8 protein-coding genes and 1 tRNA gene are annotated in these 16,708 nt (G+C 44.4%); 6 read left to right on the forward strand and 3 right to left on the reverse strand.

The annotated features are described in order from the left end of the window. Positions 1-12: 12 nt before the first annotated feature. On the reverse strand, positions 13-234 hold the full coding sequence (locus tag ACT89M_RS09740) for an alpha/beta-type small acid-soluble spore protein (RefSeq protein WP_017689472.1): 222 nt from the start codon (positions 232-234) through the stop codon (positions 13-15). 115 nt (positions 235-349) lie between these two features. Between ACT89M_RS09740 and nrdR the strand changes: the two genes are divergently transcribed. The 4 genes from nrdR (at position 350) to ACT89M_RS09760 (ending at position 2,891) form a co-directional block, all read left to right on the forward strand. Then, a complete protein-coding gene (gene nrdR, locus ACT89M_RS09745; RefSeq protein ID WP_090920285.1) occupies positions 350-817 on the forward strand; it encodes a transcriptional regulator NrdR in 468 nt (155 codons plus the stop codon). A 198-nt stretch (positions 818-1,015) separates the two neighbouring features. Beyond that, positions 1,016-1,088: transfer RNA gene (locus ACT89M_RS09750), tRNA-Ala, on the forward strand. A gap of 106 nt (positions 1,089-1,194) precedes the next feature. Continuing rightward, positions 1,195-2,157, forward strand: coding sequence for a helix-turn-helix transcriptional regulator (locus ACT89M_RS09755; protein ID WP_308722101.1), 963 nt, complete (start codon positions 1,195-1,197; stop codon positions 2,155-2,157). A 107-nt stretch (positions 2,158-2,264) separates the two neighbouring features. Next, positions 2,265-2,891, forward strand: coding sequence for a type 1 glutamine amidotransferase family protein (locus tag ACT89M_RS09760; protein ID WP_308722100.1), 627 nt, complete (start codon positions 2,265-2,267; stop codon positions 2,889-2,891). A 180-nt stretch (positions 2,892-3,071) separates the two neighbouring features. On the opposite strand, the gene ACT89M_RS09765 is transcribed toward ACT89M_RS09760, so the two are convergent. Then, positions 3,072-6,686 carry an S-layer homology domain-containing protein gene (locus ACT89M_RS09765; protein ID WP_308722099.1) on the reverse strand — a complete coding sequence of 1,205 codons (3,615 nt, stop codon included), beginning with the start codon at positions 6,684-6,686 and terminating at the stop codon, positions 3,072-3,074. A gap of 399 nt (positions 6,687-7,085) precedes the next feature. Here ACT89M_RS09765 and ACT89M_RS09770 point away from each other — a divergent pair, with 399 nt between their 5' ends. Next, positions 7,086-15,134 (forward strand): immunoglobulin-like domain-containing protein, encoded by an 8,049-nt coding sequence (locus ACT89M_RS09770; protein ID WP_487345214.1) that lies wholly within the window; start codon positions 7,086-7,088, stop codon positions 15,132-15,134. A gap of 158 nt (positions 15,135-15,292) precedes the next feature. On the opposite strand, the gene ACT89M_RS09775 is transcribed toward ACT89M_RS09770, so the two are convergent. After that, positions 15,293-15,823 (reverse strand): glutathione reductase, encoded by a 531-nt coding sequence (locus tag ACT89M_RS09775; protein ID WP_154886711.1) that lies wholly within the window; start codon positions 15,821-15,823, stop codon positions 15,293-15,295. A gap of 206 nt (positions 15,824-16,029) precedes the next feature. Between ACT89M_RS09775 and ACT89M_RS09780 the strand changes: the two genes are divergently transcribed. Continuing rightward, positions 16,030-16,698, forward strand: coding sequence for a Type 1 glutamine amidotransferase-like domain-containing protein (locus tag ACT89M_RS09780; protein ID WP_487345215.1), 669 nt, complete (start codon positions 16,030-16,032; stop codon positions 16,696-16,698). The last annotated feature ends 10 nt before the right edge of the window (positions 16,699-16,708 follow it).

A 16,708-nucleotide genomic window follows, 5' to 3' on the forward strand; every position in this document is an offset into this window, starting at 1 on the left:
CGATGCAGATAATTATTGGTATTGACCTGCCAATTGCTGTTCTGCAATTGTTACCAGACGCTTCGTGATGTATCCACCGATCGAACCGTTCTCGTAAGAAGTCATGTTACCTTGGTACCCATCTTGTGGGATGCTGATTCCGAGTTCTTGAGCTACTTCATATTTCATTTGCTCCAGGGCTGCGGAAGCTTTAGTTACAACCAAGTTGTTGGAGTTACCGTTGCTTTGTGCCATTGCTGTTCACCTCCTCGCGGGTTGGTAAAAGTATTATGTGTCGCGAATGCGATTTTCATTACAAAATATGCTCAGGGAATATGTGGTAAAAAGTAAAAGTGGGAAGTGATCTAAGTTGAAATGTCCTTATTGTGGTTATTTAGGTACCAAAGTGTTGGACTCCAGACCAGCGAATGAATCGAAATCCATCCGCCGCCGCCGCGAATGCGAGCAGTGCGCGAGAAGGTTCACAACCTTTGAAATGATTGAAGAAACACCGTTGATCGTCATTAAGAAGGACGGCAGCAGGGAAGAGTTCAGCCGTGACAAAATTCTCCGTGGTTTGATCCGTGCGTGTGAGAAGCGTCCGGTCTCTGTAGAAACGCTGGAGATGATGGTATCTGAAGTGGAGAAGTCACTGCGTAACACAGCTGAAGCTGAAGTGGAGAGCCGCCAGATCGGCGAGCTGTTAATGGAGCAGCTGTTTCCGGTTGATGAAGTGGCGTACGTGCGATTTGCTTCTGTGTACCGCCAGTTCAAAGACATTAACATGTTCATGAAAGAACTGAAATCACTGCTGTCCAAAGAAGATCTGGAGGACTAATGTAGTGGGGAAAAGGAGAAGAGCAATCCGGAGCTGCATCTGGTATATACCGTGTGTGCTCGTAACATGAATGTTCTTCTCCATAGATTTCGGTGTTTCAGAAGGGTATTGACAGTCCAGAAGGGATTTTATATGATATAGAAGTCGCCTGTAAAATGAGTTTTTAGCAGTGCTGGACAAGATGTAACATCATATCCTGGGGCCTTAGCTCAGCTGGGAGAGCGCATCGCTGGCAGCGATGAGGTCAGGGGTTCGATCCCCCTAGGCTCCATAAGAGTGTGTGACGAGAAACGGCAGAAATGCCGTTTTTTTGTTTTTGTGAAAATCAATTGACGCAGGTGGAATTCCTAATATGATGAAATGGGGGAGGATTGCTTATGCCGAAAAAAGATAATATGTTAGCCATTCTATGGATGTTGAATTCGGGAGAGAAGTTGACTGCAAAGCAAATATCTGAAAAGTTAGAAGTGAATATAAGAACCGTTTATCGGTACATTGATGCACTATGTTCTAGTGGGGTGCCGATCATATCCGATGCAGGTCATCATGGTGGATATAGTCTGCTGAATCATTTTATCAGAGCGCCTCTGCTATTTGATATGGAAGAAAAAAAGACACTTCTTCATGCTGCTGTTTTTGCAAAAGAAGCCGGATATCCATTGACTGAGACATTAGAGAATGCGACAGCCAAGTTGAAAATGTATTCGAATGAGCAACAGGAGAGCACACTAAACCAACAATTATCTGGATTTGAAGTGATAAACCGCATGGCCAGCCCTTCGAGTCAGCTCGTATTAGCGGAATTGGAGCATGCTGTTGAAAAGGAAATCACTGTAGAGATAGATTACCGTACAAACCATGAAGAGAAGCCAAAGAACAGGCTGATAGATCCGTATGGAATCGTTTACTGGAACAATAAATGGTATACAGTTGCATTTTGCCACCGAAGAAATGAAATACGAAGTTTTCGAGTAGATCGGATTTTACGAATCAAGCGTACTCAACTCATTTTTAAGCGTCCTGAAGCTTTTTCTAGCCGTGATTTTTTTATGAAAAACCTGTTACCTGATCTTGTGGGGAAGGAAGGGTTAATTTCTTTAAGGATCGAAGGCAGGCCGGAAGCGTTAGATGAACTAAGCATGCATTGGTTTTTCGGTCATCATCTGCAAGAGCGAATATCTAATCAAGCCATCTTTTTATTTGAAAAAAAATCCATTCATAATTCTGTCCCTTATTTTCTTCTATCCTATGGTAAATCCATTCGAATCATCGAACCCCAGAGTGTGAAAGACAGACTTGTGGCTATTGCAGCAGAGTTAATGGAATATTATCAACAATAATAGCTTCACTGACAGCGGATGTCAGTGAAGCTATTTTATAATGAAATAGTCAGTGATTATCGATGGATTGTAGTCCTTGATAGATAAGAAAAGGGGAGAAATTCAAAATGAAAAACACAGTATATCTTTATGTTTTTGACAGCATGTCCGATTGGGAGATAGGTTATTTAACTGCTGAGCTAAACTCAGGAAGATACTTTAGAAAGGGACTGGCTCCAGTACAAATCGTTACTGTTGGGCTCGAAAACACTCAAGTAATTACAATGGGTGGGTTGAAAATAACACCTGATATTACAGTGGATGAGTGCAACATTACAAGCGTAGATGCATTGATTTTACCTGGGGGAAACACATGGACAGAGGATGTTCACAGGCCCATATTAAAATTTGCCGAGATGTGTTTACAGGAAGGGATCGTAGTTGGAGCGATTTGCGGAGCTTCCATAGGACTTGCTCAAGCAGGCATGTTAGATTCCCGCTCGCATACAAGCAATGATCTAGCGTATCTTAAAATGATTTGTCCGTCTTACACAGGCGAAGAATATTACAAATTGGACGTTGCTGTTACGGATGGAAAACTGATCACCGCTTCCGGAGTAGCTCCACTTGAATTTTCTGTTCATGTTTTAGGAGCGCTAGATGTATTTTCTCCAGAAACATTAGATGCATGGTATCGTCTTAATAAAACTCATGAACCTCAATATTTCTACGCGTTAATGAATTCAATCCAATGACCGCTCCCGTTCAAGAGAAACGCCATCACTTCAATGTGATGGCGTTTTTTGATGGATTGCTCCGTAAGTCTGTCTTCTTATCGGAAGTGAAAGAAAAGACGTTTTTAAAATGGTCCTCTACAATGGAGGACTTTAGTTATGTTGCTTAGCCAGAAGGAGCGTATCATCCTGTACGCGCTTTCAATTATGCAAGTGTTCGATGAACCTTACAAAGAGAGTAGCTGCTTCAGAGCGGGTAGCAGTGGCTTTAGGAGCAAAGAGATTGTCCGAATTGCCTAATACAACACCGTTGCTCCGCATCACCTTAACGGCCTCCAATGCCCATGAGCTCATCTCATTCTCGTCGGTGAAGGACTTAGACTGGCTTTTAGGTATTTGATAGCCCTTGTACTGCATGTAGTTGTAAAGGATCACTAACATCTGCTCGCGAGTCATCGGAGAATTAGGGTCAAACAGATTGGCGTTTAAACCGTTGACTATGCCTTTTTCTGCCGCCCACTCGACTGCCGCCGTGTACCATTGTCCGTCCGTCACGTCGCTATAGCGGGAACTCCTATAGTCGGTTTGTTTTACGTTCTCCAGATTGGCTAGTACCTGCACGAACATTGCACGTGTCATTCCGGTGCTAGGTGAGAATGATGTAGAAGTCGTGCCGTTGAAAAGGTTGTATGTGTAAGCGGAATTTACGTTACTGTAGAACCAGTCATCCATGGTGGTATCCCTAAAAGGATTGCCCGATCGTATGAGGAAGCCCAATGAGGTGGCATCATTGAATGCAAGCACCGTAGCCTCACGGATGTTTAGCGACAAGCCGCTGTTTAAGTCGACTTTTGCTCCGTCCGGTCCAATCAATATCGTACCGTCGCCCCGTATCTTTGATCCTTCATGGATATGCAATTGATTGTCATTTGGCAGGTTCACGTTGGCTACTTTGCCACCCACAGTGACCGTACCGTCGTTTTCGATTGTCGATCCACCAGAAATGGTCACTGTGCCTTTGCTGCTAGGTAGCGTCACTTGGGCGATCTTGTCCGCCGGAATAGTCACCTTACCGTTAGAGTCTATCGTTGTACCCTCTGGTACCGTGATCTCGATCTCGCCTTTGGTTGAAATCTTGCCGCCACCGGGCAGGGTGGTAATTCCATTTTTGTCCGTGACAGCGGGTTTATCCTTCGGTGTAGTCAGGGTGTAGTTCGAATTTGATATTCCGTTATCTGTCCCGGTGCCCGTACTGTCGGAGTTGCTTGTGTTACCAATGTTGCCTGTATTACCGGAAGTTCCACCAGAACCAGGCACGGTAGGAGTTGTCGCCGCTGTTGGCATGGCCGTCACACTGATCTCTGCTCCATCGCCCTTCGCGTTCAACGCGATGATCTTGAAGCTGTAGCTTTGGCCGTTTGTCAGGTTATTGAAAGTATATTTGGTCTCCGCCGCATCCAATGTGACTGGCGGTACGTTGCCATACCATACCTTATAGCCTAATATCGCGTTACCACCGTTGTCAGCAGGAGCAGACCAGCTCAAGGTGACCCGTCCGTCACCCGCTGTTGCCTTGAATCCGCTCGGCGCTCCGGGCACGACCGGTTTTCGCTGCGCGAACATCCAATCAAAGACATCTGTGTAGTCATTGTTCCAGGCCGGCAAGTTAGAAGATTGTGCCGTGGGAGCTATACTCCAAGTCCCCATCGTTATCTCGTTGTAGAGAACAGCCGCTTCAACTTCATGCGCTATATAATCCGCCAGAACAGGTGTGTTGGCAGGATTAGGTCTCAGATTAGGCTGATCAAATTGATTGTAAGGCCACGTAAGTACCTCATTACTCTCAAAGCGTGAAGCCCTTGCGTTAATCATTTTTGGCATATTGTTATTGATGAAGTTATTGAGGTTAGTCTGGTAGCCACCAACGTTATGAGCATTCAAAAACATCCAATAGGCCAAGTTATTGTGTGCGTTATTGGAGTTAGCGTTCGGTGAACCGCTTACCGGAGCCATAGGTGCGGCGGCAGCGAAGAAGCCGGGATAGCTGTTAACTAAGTTGTTCGTATACTGTCCGCCCCAGGAGAAGCCTGCTGCGTAGACACGATTAGGATCTACTTCGCCGCTGGAGATCAGGGCGTCAATGACCTTCTTAACATTCTGTGTGGAGGGAACAGAAACGCCATTATAGGAAATATTCAGGATGTGGCTGGCGTATTTTTCGGGATTCTGGGCCATTTTTTTCATTAGAGCGACGGAGCCGTTGGCAGATTTCATGGCCGCTTTTTGGTCTGCCGCAGCGTTTGTGCCGCCGCGTGACATGCCGTGGGTGTACACATATAACGGCAATCCTTTCATCACGTTACCGTCTTCATCCTTATGAAGGTAGAGCGAGCGATTGACCGAATTATCCGTGAAGGTTGTGAACTTATCAAGGATGGCATTCACAACTTTTTCTTGCTCAAAAACCACGTTGTGAAGTGCATTCCCCTCTGTCAGCACGATCTCACCCTTTGGGCTGAGGGTGTAAACCTGCTTTGTTGAGTTACTGCTGCCGTCCAGTGTTGTATTGCCGCCGCTTTCTGAATAAAACTCAGACTCAACGACGATGTAACGCCCGCTCGCCAGTCCGTCCTGATAATCTGGTGAATTGCTAACCGGCCCCACATAGCCGCGTACCTTCGGTTCATCATTAGCATATACCCTTGTGATCTTGCGTGGTCCTTCTAAGGTAACCGCTTCACCATTCAGGGTGGTGTTCCTAACCGATAAGGCGAACAAGTCCGGATTAAGCGCGGAGCCTAACGCCGCCTTTCCCTCGCCTAAATCAATGATAACAGCCGTTGTGTACTCGCCACTGGCAAAGTTGTCATTCCATACGATAAAGGGAAGTACCCCTGCGTCCGGATCGTTCTTGAATGTCACATGAATGGTATGGTTAGCCTCAATATTCGAAAAGGTATAAGAGCCAGAAGATAGAGTCACAATCTCGCCATCTACCGTTACCGTATCCACAACTTTACCGGAATCGGGGGTAAACGTTATTTCTTTGTTAGAGCCCCGATCTACTCTCAGCACATCGCCGGGTGGGTTCGACATGATTGAGCCGCCCGGTCCGGCAGTGGCGGTAATGGATAATCTAGTGTCCACTTCATTGGCTGAGATAAGCTGCAGGCTGTCTGTAAATGAATCAGAGCTAGTATAAGCCGCGTCGGGTACTCCAAAAGAGGAAACGACTTCATAGCGGTCACCGCCGTTTTCCGTTGAGTTATTAATGTAGACCTCAAAGGTAATCTTTCCCTCCTGTAAGGTCAAGTTTCTTTTGGGTATTCTCATCTCCACGATATATCCAGTTTCCGTAATCTGGGTCCATGCAGCTCTGCCAGGAGCGGCCTGCCCTGAAAACACACCCGTCGCGCTGACACGCCATTGATTAGAGCCACTGGTTCCGGTACCCACATAAAACTCCAGGCTGTCATACCGGTGATCTCCGCCAGCTCCCTGATAAAGATTACTGTCATTCACAACTACGCGGGCATACAGGTAGTCGTGATCCCAGAGGATTCTGGCTGTGCCCGTGGCATGGGGTCTTGGGTCGGTGGGCACCGTGCTTTTGTTGATGTGATGTTCCATAGTTTGGCTCCAGAGTGGGTCGTTTGACCCGAGTTCGGGAGTGCCAAAAATGGCGGCCTTTGTTTCATTTGTTACTGCTGAGCTCTCAATGTTGTCACTGTCGGCAGCGTAGCTCGTAGGCATTAGCGAGGCCACCATTACCAAGCAACAAAGGAACGCGAGCATTTTTCTAAATCGTTTTGGCATAGATGCAATCCTCCTTATTTTTTGATCCGGTGCGCTCATGGTTTACTCGCATCCGTATTTGGAAGCGTTATCAAGTTTATAAGCGCCCAACTATATATATTATGTTTATCTAGAGTTAAATCCTTTATTTTCAATGTAAAGTATATATTGGAATAAAAACGATTGATTCGAGGAATAGGGACAATGCTTCAATCCAAATCAAATTTCAAATTGAAATAAAAAAGTCCACGTTATTAACATGATAGTACATTGAATTGAAATATCGGAACACGTAATATGAAAAAATGTAAGCGTATTCATTTTGGGGTGGTTCTCTAGTTTCTTGAGTGAAGGGGTCTTGGTTTGAAAGCGAGCTATGGTTTTGTGTGCTTCTGAATATTCAATGAGGGGAAGAATGCTATGCGAAAGCGAATGACAAACATCACTTTGGTTTTACTGTTGACCTTCAGTAGCTGTTTTAGTTTTGGTATGCCATTTAAAAATCAAGCTTCAGCTGACCCAATTACACCAACGATGTTGGCGCATTATCCATTGCTTGAAGATGTGTTGGATACATCAGGTAATGGCAAGCATGGGACGGCTGTAGGCAATATCACTTATGCCGATGGTCTTACTCTGCCTGGAGGGACCGATAGTACTACGAACTACGTGCAACTTCCTACGGGTTTGTTCGACCATCAAGAAAACACAACGATCTCCGTATGGATGAAGAGTAACACTGGACGTGGGAACTACGCAGCCTTATTCTACGGTACGCCAGAGGCTGAAAATAAGTTGCCAACGAATTACTGGCTGTTTAATCCATCCAATCCAAGTGGTGAGTTTAAGTCCGTATTTACAGATGGCAATAATGTTGATCAGCCTTGGACGACGGAGATAGGCGTAACAGGCACTTCTACGTCACAATATGAAGGTCAATGGGTTCACTATACAACAGTGATTACAGAAGACTCTATTACAGGTTACATTAACGGAGTAAGTATAGGCACCGTCTCCAAAGAGAAAACAACAGCAAGCTTTGGTACGGATTTGGAAGCTTACATCGGTCGCTCCAATTATTTAGGGGATGCTACTTTTGCGGGTAGCTTTCAAGATTTGAGAATTTACGGAGAGGCATTAAGTAGTGATGATATCGCTGGAGTATATCAACAATCGCTCGATGAAAAGCAAGTTCAACAAAGCAAAAAAGAGCTAACGTTAGGCGACATATCTGCCGTTACCGAATCTCTTGAACTTCCTTCTGTCAATAAATATGGCGCATCGATAGTATGGTCTTCCAGTGATGAAAGTGCAATTAGCCCAACGGGGGAAGTGTTTTTACGAGAAATGGAGCAACAAGTGACGTTAACGGCAACCATTTCTTTGGGTGGGAGCCAAGCAACGAAGGCGTTTATCGTCACCTTGTTGCCTAAGGATGACTCTATTGAACAAGTTACTGTTAAAGGTGTATCTCTTAATGAATCTACACTTCGTTTATCAGTAGGGGACAGCGAGACACTCGTGGCTACAATTTCACCTGCGAATGCAACCAATAAAAAAGTTACCTGGACATCGAGTGATTCCAGTGTAGCGAATGTCGATTCGGCAGGTAACGTTACAGCGGTTAGTGAAGGGACAGCCACCATTACGGTACAAACGAAAGATGGAGATTTTACAGCTGTATCCGCTATTAACGTTCAAGCCAAGTCGCAAAATGATGATCTGATTCTTCATTACAACATGAAAACCACTGCAGAAGTAGATGGTCAACTCGTACTGAAGGATGTCGCCAACAAACAAGTTACATTTGATGGAATATTTAAAAATGCAAATAATGGACAATTCATTTCTAACAGTAAGGTTGGTTTTATTTCCTTCAATGGTGGGAGCTCTACATCGAATAGTGGATACGTTGAGATTCCTAAGGGCTCCAATGGACTAGATCTATTACAAGGTCTGAATGAGATTACCGTATCTTCCATCGTGAACTGGACGAATGATGGTACGAATCGCTGGTTTTTCGGTCTGGGTACAGTGTTAACACCGGAAACAAACAAGTATTTTTTTGTAACTCCACGTCACGGTAGCGGAGCGGGCAATATGATTGCTACAGGTATTTCTAGAAATGGCTGGCCGAACGAAGCGTTAGTGACAGGTAGCGCAAACTCCAATCTGATCGCTGGACAGTGGAAGCATGTAATGGTGTCCTTCTCCGAAGCCAGCAACACGATCACATTATTTGTGGATGGAGTCAAGGTTGCTTCAGGTAATACGAAGGGACTAAAGCTGTCAGACATCATTAATCCAGATTCTACGTTCTCTGGATTTATCGGCAAGTCCATCTTCGCGAACGATCCATATCTTCAAGGAAGCGTAGCTGATTTCCGAGTATATGACCGTGCGTTGACGGAGCAAGAAGTGGGCGAGTTATATCAACAAGAAGCCGTAACTCACATCTCGAAAATACGTCAGCTTACTGTTGATGATGCAGCGAATCAACTTAGCATAGATCGTTACTTGGACGAGGCAGATCAGAGTGCGGATAAAATAACGAAAAATGTTACCTTACCAACAAGCGGTAAAAACGGTGTAAGTATCACATGGAGTTCCAGTCAGCCTACAGTTATTTCTAACAGTGGCGCTGTACAACGTCCAAATGCTCAGTCAAGCGATGTTCAAGCAGAGCTAACGGCTACATTAACGTATCAAGGCGTATCTACATCGGCTGTATTCCCTGTTACGATCTTGAAGCAATTTGATGACCAGCAAAAGGTTGATCTGGATGCTGAACAATTAGAGATCTACAATGCAGACAATGTTAAAGGAAATTTACGTCTTGTGACTAAGGGTGAACAAGGCTCCACCATTACGTGGACGTCTAGCAGACCTACCGTTGTTAAAGGCACGGCTGAAGCGGCTAGTAATGCTACACAGTTAGGGTGGGTAAGCCGCCAAGCTACGGAGGTACCCGTTAAGTTAACAGCCACAATTACAAATGGCTCAGCTTCTAAAGAGCGTACGTTTGATCTTACCGTTAAAAAAGCAGCTGCGCCAGTACAGCTTGATGCGTACTTCTTTGCGTACTTTACAGGTGAATATGAGGGTGGTGAAGAGATTTCCTTCGCTACGGCTGAAGATCCACTGTACTGGAAAGCGTTGAACAATGGGAAGTCGATCCTACAATCGAATATGGGTGAAAAGGGACTTCGTGATCCATTCGTTATTCGTTCAGCCGAAGGTGATAAATTCTATATGCTGGCAACCGATTTGAAAATGGGTGAAAGTACGAATTTCGACCAGGCTCAAATTACGGGTAGCCATTACATGATGATCTGGGAGTCGGAGGATCTCGTCAACTGGAGCGAGCAACGAATGGTCAAGGTTGCTCCCAAGACAGCAGGAAATACGTGGGCACCAGAAGCAATCTATGATCCTGCAACCGGAGAGTATATCGTATTTTGGGCTTCATCGATGAAAAATACAGAGACATACGGTGATTATAACGGAAGACCGGCAGGTCAGTACAATGTGATGTACTATGCAACAACACGAGATTTCTATAACTTTTCAGAGCCAAAGGTCATGATTGATGAGTCACTTCCAACCATTGATACGACGTTTATTGAGCATAACGATATGTTGTATCGATTTACCAAATCAGAAGTCAATACCAAAGTGTATGTGGAGAAAGCACCAAATTTCTACTATGACAAGGACGGTATTGCTGCCAATGGCCTTCAATACGACGCTGTTCCGGGTACACGTGATAACAAACTTGGCTTGATCGGAAAAAATGGAAACAACGAAGGACAAACCATATTTAAGGATATTCATCAAGACAAGTGGTATCTGTTCCTGGATTCATGGCCTTATCATGTACGATATACAACAGATCTGAATAGCAGCACGCAATATATTAACAATGTATTAAGCAGTGATCAATATGCACTTCCGCCAGGACCAAGGCACGGAACGGTGATCCCAATCTCACGTGCGGAGTATAATGCTTTGCAAGAGAAATATGCTTTGAAGGGACCCGCACCATCACCAGACCCAGTTGTACATTACTCATTTGATGCAAATACAGTGAACGGTACAACGTTGAACGACATTTCGGGGAATGGCCATCACGCAACACTGGTAGGTGGAGCAACGGTTAATGAAGAGGATCACATCGGTAAAAAGGGCGCTTCGCTAGAGCTTAATGGGTCTACAGGATATGTGAAACTGCCAGATAACCTGATTCAATCTTTGAATCTGGAGAAGGCTACGTTCTCTACATGGGTTCAAATGGACAAAAATCAAGCCAACCAGAGAATATTTGATTTTGCTTCCGAAACAGGTAGACAGGTTAACCGCAACACCATGTACTTGAGTACTCAAGGCGATACAGGTAGTCTAGAGTTCGCTGTCGTAACCCCTTTTACAGAAAAATTTAGCAATGACAGCACGAAACTCGGATCAGATTATAAATATGCATTGCGAAATACCGGACTATTACCAACGAAGACTTGGCAACATGTTGCCGTTACTATGGATGAATTTGAAGCAGTACTGTATGTGAATGGGAAAGAGGTTAAACGTAGCTCGACATTTAATGTTGAACCGAGAATGTTACTGCAAACAACGATGAATTACATTGGTAAATCCAGAAATAATTCTGATCGTTTGTTTGATGGTAAATTGGATGACTTCCGTATTTATAATCGTGCATTATCTGGTCAAGAGATTGCAGCATTAGCAGATGAAGACGTTACTCCCCCAGTAGAGCAGCCATCCGGGGCTGAGCTCATTCTGCACTACGATATGAATGATATCGATCGTGGGACTGCGACGGTTATTGATCAAACAGGTAACTTCAACGGAAAATGGATGAATCCGTCTAAGGCAGAATGGATTCGTACAGAAGATGCTGGTGTGCTGAGCTTTAACGGGGGCAGGGCGGACTCCTATGTAGAGCTGCCACAAGGAGTTCTCGATGGATTAACGGATATCACCGTTTCATCGATTGTGAATTGGAGCGGTAAAAACGCTGCGGAGTGGTTGTACGCACTAGGAAGGCCAAATAATAATACGCACTATACGTATTTCACACCACGATATAATGCTAACGGTCTAGCGCGTTTAGGCATCGCGACGAATGCCTGGAATAATGAGTCTTCAACTTCTACCACGGGCTTAAAGAATAATGAATGGAAAGTAGTGACGACGGTTGTTTCAGGCAAGGATGGTACACTAACCATTTATATTGACGGTGTTGCTGTTGCAACAGGCTCAACGAATGGAATGACGCTAGAACAAATAAAAAATACTTCAGGCAGCAGTGGAACCATCGGTAAGTCATTCTATACAGCTGATCCATACTTCGGCGGGTTGATTGCAGACTTCCAAATCTATGATGGTGCTATGACTGCGGCCGATATTACAATCCTTAAGGCTCGTGCGGATCAGAAGATTGCTTCAATGAAGGGCATGCTTGTATCGGCTGCGACAGAGAAATTAACAATCGATGAACTGCTTGCTTCGAATACATCCAAAGATGCGATTACAAGCAATGTAACCTTGCCAACTTCAGGTGCTTATGGCACAACAATAAGCTGGACAACGGATAAGAGCAATGTGATCTCAACTACAGGTGTCGTGACTAGACCAGATAACGCAACTGGTGATCAAGTTGTAACGTTAACAGCGGTATTTACAGATGGTACAGAGACAACGAACAAAACTTTTACGTTGATGGTTAAAGCATTGCCGAGCGATGCCAATGCTGTAGATGAAGCAAAAGCGGCACTAGTTGTGCATAACATTCAGGATGTAAGAGGTCATCTCTCCTTACCGGCATCTGGATTATATGGATCAACGATTACTTGGGCTTCCGCTCAACCAAACGTCCTTTCAAGGACTGGTGAAGTGAAACGTCCGATCCATGGTAGTGGAGATGTAGACGTGAAGCTTACAGCTACGATTACATTAAACTCAACATCCGCTACGAAGGAGTTTATTGCGAAGGTCAAGGAACTGCCGGCTGATGAAAAATATGCAGGATACTTCTTCACCTATTTCACTGGGGAAGGTACTTCAACAGGTGAGCAAGTTTATTTTGCACTAAGTAACGGTAATGATCCGTTAAGCTGGCGAGAATTGAATGAGGGTAAACCTGTACTGACCTCTACCTTAGGAGAGAAGGGAGTACGTGATCCATTCATTATTCGTTCGCCTGAAGGCGACAAGTTCTACATGATCGCCACCGATCTGAAAATCAACGGTAATGGTAACTGGGGCAGAGCACAGACGTGGGGTAGCCGTTCCATTATGGTGTGGGAATCGAGTGATCTCGTCAACTGGACAGATCAACGCATGGTAGAGGTTGCACCCGAAGAAGCGGGTAATACCTGGGCACCAGAAATCATGTACGACAAGACAACAGGTGAATATATCGTATTTTGGGCATCAAGAATGTTTGATGATGCATCTCATACCGGTAACGCTTATCAACAAATGATGTATAGCAAGACAAGAGATTTCCATACGTTTACTGAACCGAAAGTATATTTGGATTATGGGTACTCCATCATTGACACTACAATGATTGAACATGATGGAAAAGTGTATCGTTTTACGAAGGATGAACGAGACAACGGAGTTACTGCTCCATTTGGCAAGATGATTTTCCAAGAGATGGGTGACTCGATCTTAGATCCAACCTTCAAGATGATTAATCAAGGTGTGGGTAACATGAAATGGGTCGAGGGGCCAACCATCTTCAAATCGAATACAGAAGAAAAGTGGTATTTATTCGTAGATGAGTTTGGTGGAAGAGGTTATATTCCATTCGAGACAACCAATCTTGCATCAGGCGAGTGGACATTATCTTCGAACTACAACTTACCCGCTAGTCCGCGTCACGGAACGGTCATTCCGATTACACGAAGTGAGTATGATGCACTCAGTGGGAAGACGGTACCGGTTAGCGGAATTAGCTTGGACAAAACGACGTTGTCCATCGTAGAAGGTCAATCAGGGCAATTGACAGCTACGATCACACCGGCAAATGCAACGAAAAAGGCAGTAAAATGGCGCTCAAGTAATCCAGCAGTAGCCACTGTAAGTGCGACAGGTCGAGTAACAGCTGCGGCACCAGGAACAGCAAGCATTACAGTAACTACAGTAGATGGTGGTATATCATCCAGCGCTACAGTAACGGTGACACCACATGCACCAAGCAGTGGTAATGGAGATGGTGGCGGTAGTGGTAGTGTCGGTAACATCCCTGCACCTACAGTACCACCAGCTTCTACAGGTGGAAGTGAACCGGTTGTGATGGGCAACGGTCAGATAAACATTAAGCCAGTTGTTAATGAGAACGGTGCTTCTATAGTGAAGCTAAGTCCTGATACAGTGAAGCGTGCACTTGATCAAACGACAGGTGATAAGCTACAGGTACAACTTGAAGGAGATCAAAGCTTGAACGAGTTAAGCGTTGAGTTAGCGGTAGATCCCCGCTTAACAAGTGCAGCTTCTAAGGTAGATCACATCGAGATTAACACAGGCTCAGTAGTCGTAACGTTGGCTACCGAACGGCTTGGAACAGAAACAAGCGCAGGGAAAACGTTAGGATTGTCGATCAAGAAAATAGCGGCTAATCAACTGCCAGCTGGCACACAAGCTAGGATGAATGGTGAGGTCGTATATGATATCAAGCTAACGATAGATGGTACGAAGCTTACGGCGTTTGATGGTAGAGATGATCTCGTGATTGCATTGCCATATACGCTGAAGGTTTCTGAGAATCCAAACAACATCATCGTATACGATGTAAAGGGCAACGGAGAGCTAAGAGTTGTGATGAATGGTAAATACAATGCAGGAACAGGTCAAGTAGAGTTCAAACCAACGGATCTAAGTAAGTATACGGTAGCGTATGTTGCAACGAGCTTTCAGGATGTGACCCAAGGCTGGGCGAAAGATGCGATCTCGGCATTGGGAGCAAGAGGAGTCGTAAAGGGTGTGGGCGATGGCGAGTTTAATCCGAAAGGTCAGGTGACAAGAGCAGAATTCATCACGATGCTGATGAATGTGTTGGAGTTATCGGATGAGAGCGAGGCGGCAAGCTTTAGTGATGTGAAACAAGGAGAATGGTACCATGGAAATATCGCAATCGCGCAGAAGCTGGGGATTGTGAACGGGAAACCAGATGGAAGTTTCGGAGTTCATGAGAATATTACGCGTGAAGATATGGCCGTTATGGTATACAAGGCGATCCAATTGAAGCAACTAAAATTACAAGATCGTGAAGCTATAGCTTTCAAGGATAAAGCAAACATCGCAAACTATGCGAAGCAAGCGGTAGAGACAATACAAGGAGCAGGCATCATAAACGGTGTAGGTAACGATGAGTTTGCACCGAAGAAAACGGCTAACCGTGACGAAGCAGCAATGATGATCTATAATTTATGGAGTTTGATGTAAGCTTGTTAAATATAGGGTATCTACGTGGAGTCAAGACGAAGCGGTTAACCTACTAGGCTCCCAAATAAAAGGAACGCCATCACAATACGTGATGGCGTTTTTGATATAAAAATCGGGGAACTTAGAGTAGTGTACAAGTACCAACGAGTTTTCATCCCTTATTCGGAGGTACGCGCTTTTTGCCTTGTTTCAATTAAAGTGAATACTTCATCCATGTCGAGAGAAAACATATTGCTTTTATTTGTTACTGGCTGGAAGTAGAATTCAAGTTTTTCTTTGCTGAACTGGTTCTCCAGTTCTGTCCACTGTTCCGTAGATAATAAGAGATATGCTAACGTGTCGTTGCCTAAAGACTCCATAAACCATCGAATCTGATATCGGGGAGCAATCATTTCCTGCATCGCCCGAATCGCGCTGTCTCGATCAGTCCGATCATCGGCGAACGGAATTGTATGCTTTCGATCGTTCGAACTTAACACAATATCAACGCCTCTCGGCTTGTCGATGTCGATGATCTCACACTTGATCTGATCGGATTCCGGCAGTTGACCGTTGAAGTATTGGATGATGTCCCCCTCGTCTTCTCTCCAATCAATCCAGATTAATGGCTCGTGCTCAAAAAATTGTTCAACGACGTCTTCATCAGAAGAATGTTGCAAGACATGGATAATTGGTTGTAGCGTACTCATGATCATCCCATCCCTTATTCGAAGTTTATATATACTCTATATTATCTTATAGGGTGGGCAGGTCTGAATAGGGCAACGGACATACTTCTTTTCGGAGATAGGACCATTTCTCATCATTTAATTCGATGCTATGCTAGTATGGAGTTATGTTTTTAGTTTTCTTAAGTATAGAGATAGGTCAATTATACATATGGAGGTAATACAGTTTGAGTACTCACTATTATTTCAGTTGGTTTAATAATTTTTTTCCAGAGAAACCGGTCGAACGATTGCAAGAGGATATCACAGATAGAAAATCACTTGTAATGATCAGCGCTAAGCCGTCTGATTATGAAGGAGAGCAAGTGAACTTTGAGGATATTACGGAATGGACCTGGTTAACTCAGGCTAACCTGATTTTTGATGAATATCACTTCATTGATTATCGTATGCAGAAAGAAGAGGCTCATCAGTTGATTCGGAACGCGTCTGTCATTTTTATGTGTGGAGGATATCCTGTTCAGCAGCATGAGTTTTTGGCGGAATATGAACTATCCGATATGATTAAGAATAGTAATGCCATTATCATCGGTGCAAGTGCAGGTGCATTAAATATGGCTGCAAAATGGATATCTTCGAGTGACGATACCCCTAAGGCTGAAACAACGACGATTTATGAGGGTTTGAGCTTTGATCATTTTGCCTATGAATCTCATTCTAGGCGCGACTATGGCGCTTTTGTTAAAGGATACCTGTTTCCACTATCTGAACAGATGAATGTGTATGCGGCAGAGCAGGAGAGTGCTATTCGTGTAAAAGACGGCAAAATGGATATCTTAGGCCCTGTATATTTAATCTCCGAATCTAAGATTCAGAAATTGATTGAAACACTCTGAGAATCGCCTG

It is taken from the genome of Paenibacillus sp. NN59, assembly GCF_057597225.1.

Coding starts and splice junctions, on each gene's coding strand:
- ACT89M_RS09740 (WP_017689472.1), bottom strand. CDS start 234: ATGGCACAAAGCAACGGTAACTCCAACAACTTGGTTGTAACTAAAGCT.
- ACT89M_RS09775 (WP_154886711.1), bottom strand. CDS start 15,823: ATGAGTACGCTACAACCAATTATCCATGTCTTGCAACATTCTTCTGAT.
- ACT89M_RS09770 (WP_487345214.1), top strand. CDS start 7,086: ATGCGAAAGCGAATGACAAACATCACTTTGGTTTTACTGTTGACCTTC.
- ACT89M_RS09765 (WP_308722099.1), bottom strand. CDS start 6,686: ATGCCAAAACGATTTAGAAAAATGCTCGCGTTCCTTTGTTGCTTGGTA.
- ACT89M_RS09755 (WP_308722101.1), top strand. CDS start 1,195: ATGCCGAAAAAAGATAATATGTTAGCCATTCTATGGATGTTGAATTCG.
- ACT89M_RS09760 (WP_308722100.1), top strand. CDS start 2,265: ATGAAAAACACAGTATATCTTTATGTTTTTGACAGCATGTCCGATTGG.